The 12,931-nt window shown below is 61.6% G+C and carries 11 protein-coding genes; all 11 read left to right on the top strand.

Features of this window, described 5'->3' with window-relative positions; genetic code table 11:
- The first annotated feature begins 72 nt into the window (after positions 1-72).
- The 11 genes from rpoD to FLM21_RS09515 all read left to right on the top strand — a co-directional run bounded on the left by rpoD (position 73) and on the right by FLM21_RS09515 (position 12,927).
- Complete coding sequence (gene rpoD / locus FLM21_RS09465; protein ID WP_148715332.1) at positions 73-2,016, top strand: RNA polymerase sigma factor RpoD; 1,944 nt, start codon at positions 73-75, stop codon at positions 2,014-2,016.
- Positions 2,017-3,101: 1,085 nt separating this feature from the next.
- Complete coding sequence (locus FLM21_RS09470; protein WP_148715333.1) at positions 3,102-4,190, top strand: porin family protein; 1,089 nt, start codon at positions 3,102-3,104, stop codon at positions 4,188-4,190.
- Between the two features lie 84 nt (positions 4,191-4,274).
- The gene (locus FLM21_RS09475) at positions 4,275-5,753 is read left to right on the top strand and encodes an undecaprenyl-phosphate glucose phosphotransferase (protein WP_148715334.1); all 1,479 of its coding nucleotides are present in this window, start codon (positions 4,275-4,277) and stop codon (positions 5,751-5,753) included.
- Positions 5,754-5,784: 31 nt separating this feature from the next.
- Complete coding sequence (locus FLM21_RS09480; protein ID WP_187360169.1) at positions 5,785-6,660, top strand: EpsD family peptidyl-prolyl cis-trans isomerase; 876 nt, start codon at positions 5,785-5,787, stop codon at positions 6,658-6,660.
- A gap of 36 nt (positions 6,661-6,696) precedes the next feature.
- Positions 6,697-7,479: an SLBB domain-containing protein gene (locus FLM21_RS09485; protein ID WP_148715336.1), complete on the top strand. Its 783-nt coding sequence runs from the start codon at positions 6,697-6,699 to the stop codon at positions 7,477-7,479.
- A 24-nt stretch (positions 7,480-7,503) separates the two neighbouring features.
- Positions 7,504-8,871, top strand: coding sequence for a chain length determinant protein EpsF (gene epsF / locus FLM21_RS09490; protein WP_148715337.1), 1,368 nt, complete (start codon positions 7,504-7,506; stop codon positions 8,869-8,871).
- Positions 8,868-9,728 (top strand): polysaccharide biosynthesis tyrosine autokinase, encoded by an 861-nt coding sequence (locus FLM21_RS09495; RefSeq protein ID WP_148715338.1) that lies wholly within the window; start codon positions 8,868-8,870, stop codon positions 9,726-9,728. The genes epsF and FLM21_RS09495 overlap by 4 nt, the downstream gene beginning before the upstream one ends.
- Positions 9,718-10,611 (top strand): exosortase, encoded by an 894-nt coding sequence (gene xrt / locus FLM21_RS09500; protein ID WP_148715339.1) that lies wholly within the window; start codon positions 9,718-9,720, stop codon positions 10,609-10,611. The genes FLM21_RS09495 and xrt overlap by 11 nt, the downstream gene beginning before the upstream one ends.
- Positions 10,608-11,300 carry an exosortase-associated protein EpsI, B-type gene (gene epsI / locus FLM21_RS09505; protein WP_148715340.1) on the top strand — a complete coding sequence of 231 codons (693 nt, stop codon included), beginning with the start codon at positions 10,608-10,610 and terminating at the stop codon, positions 11,298-11,300. Before xrt ends, epsI begins: the two co-directional genes overlap by 4 nt.
- Positions 11,297-12,514, top strand: coding sequence for a hypothetical protein (locus FLM21_RS09510; RefSeq protein ID WP_148715341.1), 1,218 nt, complete (start codon positions 11,297-11,299; stop codon positions 12,512-12,514). Before epsI ends, FLM21_RS09510 begins: the two co-directional genes overlap by 4 nt.
- On the top strand, positions 12,514-12,927 hold the full coding sequence (locus FLM21_RS09515; protein WP_148715342.1) for a serine O-acetyltransferase: 414 nt from the start codon (positions 12,514-12,516) through the stop codon (positions 12,925-12,927). The genes FLM21_RS09510 and FLM21_RS09515 overlap by 1 nt, the downstream gene beginning before the upstream one ends.
- Positions 12,928-12,931: the final 4 nt, after the last annotated feature.

Consider the following 12,931-nt stretch of genomic DNA (forward strand, 5'->3'; position numbering starts at 1 on the left):
TACGGCGGCAACTGGTCGTACCGATCTGATATAATCCTCGGTTTTTCCGAATCTTTCTGAGTCCCGAGACACATGGCGGCAGATCACGAGTTCGACAAAGAAGACGCAGAACGCACGGACTTCAAGGAGTCCAAGCGCGAAGGCGGCGAGAAGCTGGACGCAGAGGCCCGCAAGGCCAAGTTCAAACTGCTGATCGTGCTTGGCAAGGAGCGCGGTTACCTTACCTACGCTGAGATCAACGATCACCTGCCTGAAGACATGCTCGACGCCGAGCAGATCGAAGGCGTGATCAGCATGATCAGCAACATGGGCATCCAGGTCTATGACGAGGCGCCCGACGCCGAAGACCTGTTGATGTCCGACGCGACGCCGGCCGTCACCGATGATGACGCTGCCGAAGAGGCCGAAGCCGCGCTGTCGTCGGTTGATTCCGAGTTCGGCCGTACCACCGACCCGGTGCGCATGTACATGCGCGAGATGGGCACGGTGGAGCTCCTCACCCGTGAAGGCGAAATCGAGATCGCCAAACGGATCGAGGAAGGCCTCAAGCACATGATCCAGGCCATCTCGGCCTGCCCGACCACCATCCAGACCATTCTGGAGCTAGTGGACAAGGGTCTGAACGACGAAATCCGTATCGACGAGGTCGTCGACGCCATCATCGATCCGAATGCGGTCGAAGAAGCGCCGGCGCCGGAAATAGCCGAAGAGGAAGAGCTCGAAGCCGACGGCGAGGAAGGCGAGGAGGACGAAGAGGGTGATTCGGCCTCGCAGGCCAGCGCCAATCTCGAACTGCTCAAAGGCCAGGTGCGCGAGCACTTCGAGCCGATCCGCAAGCAGTTCGAGGCCATGCTCAAGGCGCTGGTCAAGGAAGGCGTACAGGGCAAGAACTATTTGGCGGCGCAGCAGGCGATCGCCGAGCAGTTCCAGTTCGTGCGCTTCTCGGCGCGCCAGGTCGAAGCGCTCTGTGATCAGCTGCGCACCATGGTCGACGAGATCCGTGGCTACGAGCGCGAGATCATGGACATCTGCCTGCAGAAGGTGCAGATGCCGCGTGATCACTTCATCAAGACCTTCCCGGGCCGCGAGACCGATACCCAATGGGTGGTCGAGGAAATCGCAGCTGGTCGCAAGTATTCCGATGTGCTGGAGCGCTACCAGCATGCGGTGATGGAAAAGCAGGGCAAGCTGGCCGAGCTGCAGGAACGCGCCATGGTGCCGATCAAGGAGCTCAAGGAAATCAACCGCCAGATGTCGACGGGTGAAGCCAAGGCTCGTCGCGCCAAGCGCGAGATGATCGAGGCCAACCTGCGCTTGGTGATCTCGATCGCCAAGAAGTACACCAACCGCGGTCTGCAGTTCCTCGATCTGATCCAGGAAGGCAACATCGGCCTGATGAAGGCGGTGGACAAGTTCGAATACCGTCGCGGCTACAAGTTCTCGACCTATGCCACGTGGTGGATCCGTCAGGCCATCACCCGCTCGATCGCCGATCAGGCGCGCACCATCCGGATTCCGGTGCACATGATCGAAACGATCAACAAGATGAACCGCATCCAGCGCCAGATCCTGCAGGAAACTGGTCAGGAGGCGACGCCGGAAGAGCTGTCCGAAAAGATGGAAATGCCGGAGGAGAAGATCCGCAAGATCCTCAAGATCGCGAAGGAGCCGATCTCGATGGAAACGCCGATCGGCGACGACGACGATTCACACCTGGGCGACTTCATCGAGGACCAGAACAACATGGCGCCGTCGGATGCTGCCGTGTATGCCGGTCTGCGCGAAGCCACCAAGGAAATCCTCGACACGCTCACCCCGCGTGAGGCCAAGGTGCTGCGCATGCGTTTTGGTATCGATATGAACACCGACCATACGCTGGAAGAGGTGGGCAAGCAGTTCGACGTGACGCGCGAGCGGATTCGCCAGATCGAGGCCAAGGCGCTGCGCAAGTTGCGCCACCCGACCCGGTCGGAGCGCCTCAAGAGTTTCCTTGAGAGCGTGAGCAACGATCAGTGATCGGATGCGATGACAACAAAAAACCCGGCTTCGGCCGGGTTTTTTGTTGTGCCGCGAACGGCAGTAACGAAAAGCCCCGGCAGTGCCGGGGCTTTCTGATCTTGGTGGGCCTCCCGAGAGTCGAACTCGGCACCAACGGATTCAAGTTACGACGGGTTTCCCCATCACCTTGGACTATCTCATCATCTTCGCCGGCACTTCGGCCGCGGTCAGATGTCGGGCGCTCGAGGCGGTGATTAAGGGGGCTCTACCCCTCCGCTAGTCTCTGCACCTTCCGGAGCTGTAGCTCCGGCTTGGCTCAGGATTGCCATGGGCACATGTGCCGTTAGGTTTCCCTGAGTTCACCCGATTTGCAATCGCCATTTCTGGCGAAGGTCACTCTTTCTGAATGAGTCCGCTGCTCTAACCAACATGAGCTAGAGGCCCGAGGGCGAGACTATGCCACAACTCGGCTGGTTTGTGGCGATGTAGGCGGCATCAACCCGCCTACCTTTGGCCCGGCAAATGAGGACATGCAGCCGAAGGTTTTCGGCCGGCTGTCCGACGACGGCCGGAGCGGGTGGTATGCGCAAGGCATTGCTTACCACCGCTCAATCAGGAAATCGTGTCGATTATCTGAAATAGTTGGCTTTTGTAAGGTTTGTAATTATCAGTAAGTGAAAAAATTAGCAAATAGAATATTAGATTTTAATTGAATAATTGTGTAGTGCAGCATTCATGGATTCAACTTCGACATGTAGCATATCCGTAATGGGTTACATGCCATCATGGCTTTAAGTCTTTGAAAATCAGTGTTTTCGTAAATTTTTGTGATGAATTCACGTTGGCTGGCGATGAACGTCATGGCGAGAATGTCATCACGTCGTAAAATTGGTGCGCTTTGATGGAGCGCAATTGGTGCGTTGCGACATGCGCGGTAGATGGCGAATTGACGCGAAAGAACAACTTTGAAACAATTGTCGAAAATTTCTCTGGCTGTAAAGTTTTGTGGGCTGGTTCACACGTTGAGACCTTGGAGCGGTGGTTTGCTTGTTGGCGTGTTGGCCTTGCCAGCTTGGGCGGCCTACGACCCGACGGACCCTGTGGTGCTCGAGGCCCAACTTGGTGTGCGCCACGACGACAACCTGTTTCGTCTGGGCGATGGCGTGGATCCGGTTGGGCGGCTTGGTGATGACCAGCGCAGCGATACCGTGATCGAGCCAAGGATGGCGTTACGCGGGCAATGGCCGGTATCACGGCAGGCGTTCTACGCCGATGCCGAGGTGTATCGGCCGATGTACCAGCATTACGACGATCTCGACTACACCGGCTGGCGCGGCGACTTCGGCTGGCGTTGGCAGGTGGGCAACGATTGGTCTGGGCGGCTCAGTTATGGTGATCGGGAGGCCTTGTCGTCGTTCGAGGACGTGTCGAGAGGCATCGTCGACATGTATCGCAACCGGCGCGGCGAGGCCCGGGCGGATTGGCAGCTGAACAGCCGCTGGATGGCCAGCGGCAGTGTCGAGGTGTCGAGCGAACGGCATGACACCCGGCAGGACCTCGATTATGACCAGACCCGCTGGACGCTGGGCATGACGGCAAGTACCGGCAAGGGTAGTCAGGTCGGGGTGCAGGCGAGTTACGCCGAGCTGGAGTATCGCGAGCCTTTACCAAGCTTGGTGGTCGACCGGCGCGGTTTTCGTCAGCAAGGTATCGATCTGGTATGGCAGTGGCCGGTAACGGCGCTGACCCAGTTGGGTGGCAGCATCGGCTGGGCGCAATGGGAGCGGTTCGAGGGTGGCGATGCGAGCGACAACTTCGTCGGTGCATTGAATGCCACCTGGAAGCCGATCAATCGGCTGGAGCTGGGGCTTGAGTTGTCGCGCAGTTTCGATGACCCAGGTCAGAACCTGGTGCGACGGATCATCGACCGCTACCAGCTGGAGGCAAGTTACGCAGCAACCAGCAAGATCGACTTGCGGCTGACAGCCCGGCGGGAAGATCGCGAGGCTGCGCGGAGCGAAATTGCAGGATTGGACGACAGTACCACCTATTTCCGGGCCGGTATCGACTACCAGCTGCATCGGGCCATCACGGCGCAGGCCTATGCGCAATGGCAGCAGCGGGACGCCGATCTATCCACGCAGGACTACGACAGCACGGTGTATGGCGCCAGCTTGCTGGGCCGATTCTGAACAACAACAGCGGCGGGGACCCGATCCCGGTCCCGAAAACGCGATAACGCCAGCCCTACCGGGAGGGCCACTGAGGTAACGGACATGAATGCAAATGCCGACTTGATCTTGCCGGCGCCGGCGGTGTTGCCGCTGCAACCCGGCGTCGCCCAACTGGCGGGACGTGATCAGCGCTTTGGCCAACTGGCCAATGCTGCGCCCATTGCCAGCTTCTGCAAGACCTTCCTTGACCCCGTGGTGGTGGTCGCCGTGTTCTACCTGCTGGCCATCCCATTCGAGGTAGCCTGGAACGGCTACCTGTTGGTGTGGGCGGCACTGGCCTTCCTGCTGACCTCGTTGTTGCTCGACGGCTCCTTCCTGTTTGTGCCCGGGATCAGCCGGCCGCTGATGGGCGTCGGCCGTTTCACTGCAGGCTGGCTGTGCGTGGTAGCTGCGTTATGGCTGCTTGGCCGCTTTTCCGGCTTCAATGCCTACCTCTATCCGCCATTCATGATCGCTTGGGTGGTGGCCGCGCCGCTGACGCTGCTGGCAGTGCACCTGCTGTTCCGCACGCTGCTGCTCAATCGCCGCGGTGATCTGGTTGCCACCCGTCGTGCCATCGTCGTCGGTGCCAATCCTGCAGGTCAGGCGCTGGCGCAGAAGATTCGCGACAACCCCGAACTCAAGCTCGAATTCCTTGGCTACTTCGATGATCGTGGTCTTGATCGGCTCGACCGGGTGCAGGAAGGCGAGCTGCTGGGGCGCCTGGAGCATCTGGCCGCCTATGCCAAGGAACACAATGTTCACCAGATCTACGTCTCGCTGCCGATGACCTCGCAGCCGCGGGTGCTGGCGTTGCTGGAGGATCTGAAGGACAGCACCTCCTCGATCTATTTCCTGCCCGATTTCTTCGTCTGCGATCTGATCCAGGCTCGGTTCGACCACGTGGCAGGCATTCCGGTGGTGGCGGTGTGCGAAAGCCCCTTCGTTGGCATGTCCGGCATCGTCAAGCGCGTCTCGGACATCGTGCTGGCCTTGCTCATCCTCGCACTGATCTGGCCGATCATGCTCGGTGTCGCCATCGCGGTGAAGTTCACCTCTGCGGGGCCGGTGCTGTTCAAGCAACGCCGCTATGGCGCCGACGGTCAGAGCATCCTGGTCTACAAGTTCCGCTCGATGACGGTGATGGAAGACGGCGACAAGGTGACGCAGGCCAAGAAGAACGATCAGCGCCTGACCCCGATCGGCGGCTTCATCCGCAAGACCTCGCTCGATGAGCTGCCGCAGTTCATCAACGTGCTCGAAGGCAAGATGAGTATCGTCGGCCCGCGCCCGCACGCCAATGCCCACAACGAGATGTACCGCAAGCTGATCCCCGGCTACATGATCCGTCACAAGGTCAAGCCGGGCATCACCGGCTGGGCGCAGGTCAACGGTTACCGTGGCGAGACCGACACTATCGACAAGATGCAGCGTCGCATCGAATTCGATCTCGATTACCTGCGCAACTGGTCGTTCTGGCTCGATCTCAAGATCGTGCTGCAGACGGCCACCTCGATGCTGCGCGACAAGCACGCCTATTAAGCCCATGCCTTTATTCCACGGACATCACGCCATGCCCCAGTTTCACCCTGCGCGCGGCTTCGCCGCCCTGATCCTGCTCGCCCTGCTGACTGCTTGCAGCGGCGAAAAGCCCAGCTCACCGAGCCAGGTGCTCGCGCGCGTCAACGACACCGAAATCACCGGCCTGCAACTCAATTACGTACTGGCGCACCAAGGCCGTCCTGGCAAGGACGAGAACGCTGCGCGGCAAGCCGCACTGGACCAGCTGGTCGATCAGGAGCTGCTGGTACAGCAGGCCGTCAAGCAAAAACTCGATCGTGATCCGACGGTGCTGCAGGCGATCGAACACGCGCGCCGGCAGGTATTGGCGCAGGCTGCCGCCGAACGGTTGCTGGCACAGAAGACTCCGAGTTCCGAAGACATCACCGAGTTCTACCGTGCCCATCCTGCGCTGTTCGAAGGTCGCAAGGTCTATCGCTTTGCCGCGTTCTCGGTGGCGCAAAAGGCGTTGCCGGAGAACGTGACCAGCCAGCTCGACGCCGCCAAGACGCCGGAGGAAGTGCGCGCGGTGCTCAATGCCGGTGGCGTCGAATTCCAGGCAACCGAGATGAAGCGCGCTGCCGAGCAGCTCCCGCTGCCCATGCTCGATCAGATCGACGCATCGCATCCGGGCGATATCGTCGCGCTCCCTGATGGCGATCGCCTGTTGCTGCTGCAGCACCTGAGTGCCGATGCCGCCCCGCTGAACGAGAAACAGGCCGAGCCCTTCATCCGCAGCTATCTGCAGAACACCCGGATGCAGGAAGAAGCGCGCCAGCAACTCGCGGGTTTGCGCGCCGCAGCCAAGGTCGAGTATGTAAAGCGGTTTGCTGCCCAGCCGGCCGCACCGCGTGATGCCGCCGTGCAACCGGGGCAGACCAAGTTGTAATCCGCGCGCCTGCCGGCGCGCACAGAGGTGGAAAAAATGAAAAAACTGATAGTGACAATGTTCGGCTGGCTGCTGCTGGCCATGGTGGCCCACGCGGACAACGCGGGCGAATACCGCTTGGGGCCGGGGGACGTGGTCCGCGTCACGGTCTACGACCATGCCGACCTCGATACCGAGGCGCAGCTGACCCAGGATGGCAAGCTGGCGTTTCCGCTGGTGGGGCTGCTCGATCTGAACAACTTGAGCTTCACCGAAGCGGCCAAACGCGTTTCCGAGGCGCTCGAGCGCGGGCAGTTCCTGCGCAAGGCGCATGTGAACGTGCTGATCACCCAGTACCGCAGCCAGCGCATCTCGGTGGTCGGTGAAGTCAACCGCCCCGGGCGCTACCAGCTCGACAGCCCGACCAGCCTCGTCGATGCGATTGCGCTCGCCGGTGGCGTCAGCGTCAACGGCGGTGATCGTGTCGTGCTGGTACGCGGCACGGAGCGCCGGGAAGTGCTGTTGTCGCAACTGGTCAACCCGGCCAACCCGACCGCAGATGGCGCCAAGGTCTTCAGCGGTGATGTGGTGTTCGTGCCGCGCATGCAGCAGTTCTATGTCTATGGCGAAGTGAACCGGCCCGGCAATTTCCGGCTGGAGAACAACATGACCGTGATGCAGGCGCTCGCATCGGCCGGTGGCTTCAATCCGCGCGCGTCCCATCGCAATGTGGCTGTCCATCGCACCGCTGGCGACGGCTCGGTGCAGGAACTCGCTGTCAAGTTGACGGATCGCGTGCAGGAAAACGACGTGATCTATGTCCAAGAAGCGCTGTTCTGATCCTATTCGCCAAGGCCAAAAACCATGAATCTTGAACAGCTCTTCGGCACTCTGATGGCGCGCAAGGCCATCCTCGGCGGCGTATTTGTCGCCGTGCTGGTGCTCACTTTCGCTATTTCCTCGTTACTGCCCAAGGAATACACCTCGACGGCCAGCGTGGCTGTCGACGTGAAATCCACCGATCCCGTCACCGGCTTGCCGGTATCGGCGTATATGTCGCCCGGCTTCATGGCGACCCAGGTTGACATCATCAGCAGCCAGGCCGTGGCGCTGAAAGTGGTCGATTCGATCGGCATCGCCAATATCCCGGATGCAGTGGCCCAGTTCCAGAACGCCACGGGCGGTCGTGGCGATATCCGCCAATGGTTCGCCGAACAACTGCGTCGCTCGCTGAACGTACGCCCCAGCCGCGAAAGCAATGTGGTCGTGCTCGACTATACCGCGAGCGATCCGGCGTTCTCGGCCCGTGTGGTCAACGGCTTCGTCGATGCCTACACCAAGACCGTGATCGAGATGAAGACCAATGCTGCGCAGGCAAGCAGCACCTTCTTCCAGCAGCAGCTCGGCACGCTCAAACGCAATCTGGAAAAGGCGCAGACCGACCTTTCCGCACAGCAGCAACGCCAGGGCATCGTGAATACCGATGAACGCATCGATCTGGAGACGCAACGTCTGGCCGACCTCTCGGCGCAGTTCGCCAGTACCCAGACCCAGATGCTCGACGCCCGCTCGCGGGCAGCCGGTGGCGTGAATGCCGCTGATGTCCTCAACAACCCGGTGATCCAGCAGCTCAAGAGCCAGCTGGCGCAACAGGAAGCCAAACTCGAGGAACTGGGCCAGAAGACCGGTCCGAACCATCCGCACTACAAGGAAGCAGCTGCCGAGCTTCAGGCGACCCGAGCCCAGCTTGCGCAGCTGTCGCAGCAATATGCCGGCTCGCTTGGCAGCAGCGCCAACAGTGCAGCCAGCCGCCAGAATGCGCTCGAAGCGGAGCTGCAGGGGCAGAAGGAGCGGGTGCTGGAGCTCAAGTCGCAGCGCTCGCGCCTCGACATCCTGCAGCGCGACGTCGACAACGCCCAGCGTGCCTATGACCTCGCCCTGCAACGCTATTCGCAGACCTCGCTGGAAAGTCGTGCCGAACAGAGCAACGTCACCGTGTTGCAACGCGCGACCGAGCCGCTTGATCCCTCGCGCCCCAAGATGTTGATCAACATGCTGCTGGCTGCTGTGGCTGGCCTGTTCCTCGGCACCGCCGCGGCGCTGTTCGCCGAGATCCGTGATCGTCGCTATCGCAGCGGCATCGATATCGAGCGGCTGTTCGCACTGCCGCTGCTCATCGAAATCGACAATCCCAACAAGCGCCGCCTGTTGGCGCTGCCCAAGGTGGCATGATGATCGGAAATCGTAATCTCGTTGCCGCCCCGTCGGCACAAATCGGCACGATGCTGCTGGAACGCGGCGTGCTGAGCCAGGAGCAGGCCGATCAGGTGGTGCGCTACCAGCGCGAGCACAAGCTGCGCTTTGGCGAGGCCGCATTGGCGCTGGGCATGATCGATCATGGCGACTTGCGCGAAGTGCTGGCGACTCAGTTCGACTACCCGGTGCTGCAACCGGGCGACGGTCAGTTGCACGACGCGCTGTCGACCGCCTATTTCCCGCATTCGCGTTTTGCCGAGAAGCTGCGCAGCCTGCGCAGCCAGATCCTGCTGCAACTGGGCCGGGACAACGGCAAGGTGGTCGCGGTGATCGGTGACAAGCGGGCTGGCGTAAGCCACGTGACCGCCAACCTGGCCGTGGTGAATGCGCAGTCGGGCGAGCAGACGCTGCTGCTCGACGGCAACCTGCGCGCGCCGGTGCTGCGCAGCTGGTTCAAGCTCGATGAGCCGTATGGCCTGGCCGATGCGCTGGCCAATCGCGTGCCGTTCGAGCAGGTGGTGAACCGCATTCCGGCCATCGACTGGCTGTCGGTGATGCCGGCCGGCAGCTCGGCACCGAATCCCCAGGAGCTGCTGGTCCGCCCGTCCTTCGGCCAGTTCGTCGCCAGTGCGCGCCAGCGCTACGGGTTGACGCTGATCGATTGCCCGAGCGTGGCCGACGTGGCTGATGCTCAGCTGATCGCTCGCCATTGCGATGCCGTGCTGGTGGTCGTGCGCAAGCACCATTCCCGTCTCAACGCCCTGACGCCGGTGATCGAATCGCTGCGCGATCGCGGCATCCAGCTGCTCGGTGTGGTCGGCAATGCATACTGAAACCCGTCCCGTGCCCGTTGCGGGCCTTGCCGTACTCGTCGTCGCAGCATTGCTGGTATTGGTGCCCACTTGGCTGAGATTGTCCGACCAGCTGTGGCATCTGGAGGCGTACAGCCACGCACCCATCATCCTCGCCATCGTGGCCTGGATCTGCTGGCGTCAGCGTCATGCGTTGGCACAGGCTTGGCAGAGCCATCGCGTGCAGCGTTGGGAAAGCGTCCTTGCCATTGGCATCCTGGTCATGGCCACGCTGTTCTATATCATCGGGCGCTCGCAGAACCTGCCGCTGTTCGAATCGGTAGGCCACTGGTTCTTCTTCATCGGCGCCACGCTGTGGCTGGTTGGCTGGCCCGGCGTGAGAGCACTGTGGTTCGCCTACCTGCTGTTCCTGTTCGCCGTTCCGATTCCGGGCTTTCTGATCATGGCGGCGACGGGATCGCTGAAGGCGCTGATCTCGTCCGCCGTCGAGCAAGGGCTCTACGCGTTCGGTTACCCGGTGGCACGCAGCGGCGTGGTGCTGACGATCGGCCAGTACCAGTTGCTGGTGGCCGATGCCTGCTCCGGCCTCAACTCGCTCTACAGCCTCGCGGCGCTGGGTTTGGTCTACGTCTATCTCGCTGCCTATCCGCAGCGTTGGCGCAACGGCTGGTTGCTGGCGGCCATCCTGCCGGTGGCGGTGCTCGCCAACTTCATCCGCGTCCTGGCGCTGGTGCTCATCACCTATCACTACGGCGATGAGGCGGGGCAAGGGTTCGTCCACGATTTCGCCGGTTTCTTCGTCTTTGGCGTGGCGCTTGTCGTGCTGTTCCTGATCGACCTGCTGTTGGGCATGATCGCCCGTCGTCGCCCGACCCAGGCCCCGTTGACGGAGGTGATGGTATGAGCCGCTTTATCATTGTCGCATTGTTGATGGTTGCAGCAGCTGCCGGTGGGCTGTTGCTGCAGCCTTCGGCCCGCATGCCGGTGCTGGCGGATGGTCACCTCGCCGAGATGGTGCCCAAGCAGTTTGCTGGCTGGCGGGTGGATGAGCGGGTCGCGGTGATTGCACCGACCGCCGATGTCCAGGCCAATCTGGATCAGATCTACGATCAGGTGGTCAGCCGTGGTTATGTCAACGCCCAGGGCAAGCGCATGATGCTGACGATTGCCTACGGCGGCGATCAGAGCGATGCATTCAAGGCTCACCGCCAGGAAGTCTGCTACAGCTCGCAAGGCTTCGTGGTCAGCGGTCTGCATGGCGTGCCGCTGGCGGTGAGCCAGCAAGGCGCGACGCTGCCCGCAATTCGCTTCGTGGCGGCGCAGAGCAATCGGGTGGAGCCCGTCACCTACTGGTTCATCATGGGCGAGAAGGCCGTGCGCTCGCAGACCGAGCGCCTTGAAACCCAGATCGGCTATGGCTTGCGCGGCTATGTGACCGATGGCGTGCTGGTACGGGTGTCGTCGATCGATCCGGATATCAATGCCGGCTTTGCCGACCAGCAGCAATTTGTGACGGAGCTGCTGCGGACCTTGCCGCCCAACGTCGCAGCCCGTCTGACCGGTCAATCCAGCTTTGTCGGTGCACCTGCATGAAAGTCTGGTTTCGCCGCCTGCTGGCGCTGTGGACCACGGCCTTTCCCGGTATCCAGCGTTTGACGCTGGTATTGGTGGTCGAGCGCACCTACGGCCCGCAGCTGTTGGGGCAGTTTTCCAACGATCTGGGCATTGCCGGGCTGTTGGGCTACTTCACCGCGGTGGGCCTGTGCGGCCTGACGTTGGTCCAGCTGCCCCGGGCACAGGGCGCCGAGGCGCGCGGGGTGCTTGGGCGGCATGCCGCGTTGCAACTGTTGTTGCTGGCACTGGCTGTTCCAGTGATCTGGGGCTTGGCGAGAACCGGCGACACCGTGGTGTCCGGCACGGGCCTGCTGTATTTCCTGGCGGGCTGGTCGCTCTGGCAACTGATGCGCCACGCCATGATTGCCAAATCGCGCTACGGCGTGCTCAGCATCATCGATGCTTGCCTGTTCGGCATCGCGCTGATCCCCTTGTTCGGCCGCTGGCCCAACAACCTGGCCGACCTGTTCCTGTTTCAGTCGCTGCCCTATCTGCTGCTGCTGTTGCCGCTGGGCTGGCTGATCGTGCGCTCCGCGCCATGGCGGCAACCGGTACGGCAATGGCGCAGCGATGGCCGGCGCGGGGTCGAACTGGGTTTGGCCAATCTCTTTACCGGCGGCGTGATGATGGCTGTGCCGCCATATGCCATGAATGTAGGCGGCACGCGCTACGCCGCATTGTTCGGCCTGCTACTGACCTTGCTCGGCGTGGCGTTGCTGGTGCCGCGCGCGATGGCATTGCAGATGATTCCCCAACTGGCGCGTCACCGCGATGCCGTGGAGACGCTGCGTGCGATCGTGCTCAAGGCGCGGCGCCGGCTGCTAATGATTGCCGTATGCGTGCTGATCGTGTTGTCGAGCGCGTGGTTTGCATTGCAAGCCACGCTCACGCACTGGGCATTTACGGTGCCGGGTGCAACGGTCATCGCCTTGCTGCTGATCACCTACCTCGCGATATCGCAGCTGTCCATCGTATCGGCCAATGTGCTGCAGGTATTCGAAGACTCCTTCTTCATCTTTTCTGCCAACGGCGGCTACCTCGCAACCATGGCCATCGCGGCGCTGGCGCTGGCGCTATCGCCATGGTCTGGCCTCGCGAAGCTGGTCGGCGTGCTGGTCGCGGTCAATCTTTGCGCGCTGATACGCATGCTGGCGTTCGACCGGCGGGCCTCACGCCTACTCGGAGTTGTTTGATGCTGTTGTTCTATCGCTTTTATCGCTGGCTCTACCTGCGGCGTGTCCCCGTGGTGCCAACGATATGTAAGTACGTGAACCGTATCGTGTTTTCCATCGTGTTGCCGCCGTCTGCTCAGGTTGGCCGCAACGTGCGCTTCGGCTACGGTGGCTTGGGCATCGTGGTTCATGCCAACGCCGTGATCGGTGACAACGTGGTGATTTCCCCCAACGTGGTCATCGGTGGCCGCTCCAAGCTGCGCGAGGTGCCCGTGATCGAGGATGACGTCCAGATCGGTGCCGGCGCGTGCATTCTGGGGCCGGTCCGCATCGGCCGGGGCGCCAAGGTCGGTGCCAACGCGGTGGTGCTCGAAGACATTCCGCCGGGCAGCATCGCAGTGGGTGTGCCCGCACGCGTGATCAGGCAGGGTTGAAAGG

The sequence above is a fragment of the Chitinolyticbacter meiyuanensis genome (genome assembly GCF_008033135.1).
GTDB classification, from domain to species: Bacteria; Pseudomonadota; Gammaproteobacteria; order Burkholderiales; family Chitinibacteraceae; genus Chitinolyticbacter; species Chitinolyticbacter meiyuanensis.

What these genes read in the sequence shown, in the direction of transcription:
- rpoD (WP_148715332.1), top strand. Translation starts at nt 73, where the DNA reads ATGGCGGCAGATCACGAGTTCGACAAAGAAGACGCAGAACGCACGGAC.
- FLM21_RS09475 (WP_148715334.1), top strand. Translation starts at nt 4,275, where the DNA reads ATGAATGCAAATGCCGACTTGATCTTGCCGGCGCCGGCGGTGTTGCCG.
- FLM21_RS09480 (WP_187360169.1), top strand. Translation starts at nt 5,785, where the DNA reads ATGCCCCAGTTTCACCCTGCGCGCGGCTTCGCCGCCCTGATCCTGCTC.
- FLM21_RS09485 (WP_148715336.1), top strand. Translation starts at nt 6,697, where the DNA reads ATGAAAAAACTGATAGTGACAATGTTCGGCTGGCTGCTGCTGGCCATG.
- epsF (WP_148715337.1), top strand. Translation starts at nt 7,504, where the DNA reads ATGAATCTTGAACAGCTCTTCGGCACTCTGATGGCGCGCAAGGCCATC.
- FLM21_RS09495 (WP_148715338.1), top strand. Translation starts at nt 8,868, where the DNA reads ATGATGATCGGAAATCGTAATCTCGTTGCCGCCCCGTCGGCACAAATC.
- xrt (WP_148715339.1), top strand. Translation starts at nt 9,718, where the DNA reads ATGCATACTGAAACCCGTCCCGTGCCCGTTGCGGGCCTTGCCGTACTC.
- epsI (WP_148715340.1), top strand. Translation starts at nt 10,608, where the DNA reads ATGAGCCGCTTTATCATTGTCGCATTGTTGATGGTTGCAGCAGCTGCC.
- FLM21_RS09510 (WP_148715341.1), top strand. Translation starts at nt 11,297, where the DNA reads ATGAAAGTCTGGTTTCGCCGCCTGCTGGCGCTGTGGACCACGGCCTTT.
- FLM21_RS09515 (WP_148715342.1), top strand. Translation starts at nt 12,514, where the DNA reads ATGCTGTTGTTCTATCGCTTTTATCGCTGGCTCTACCTGCGGCGTGTC.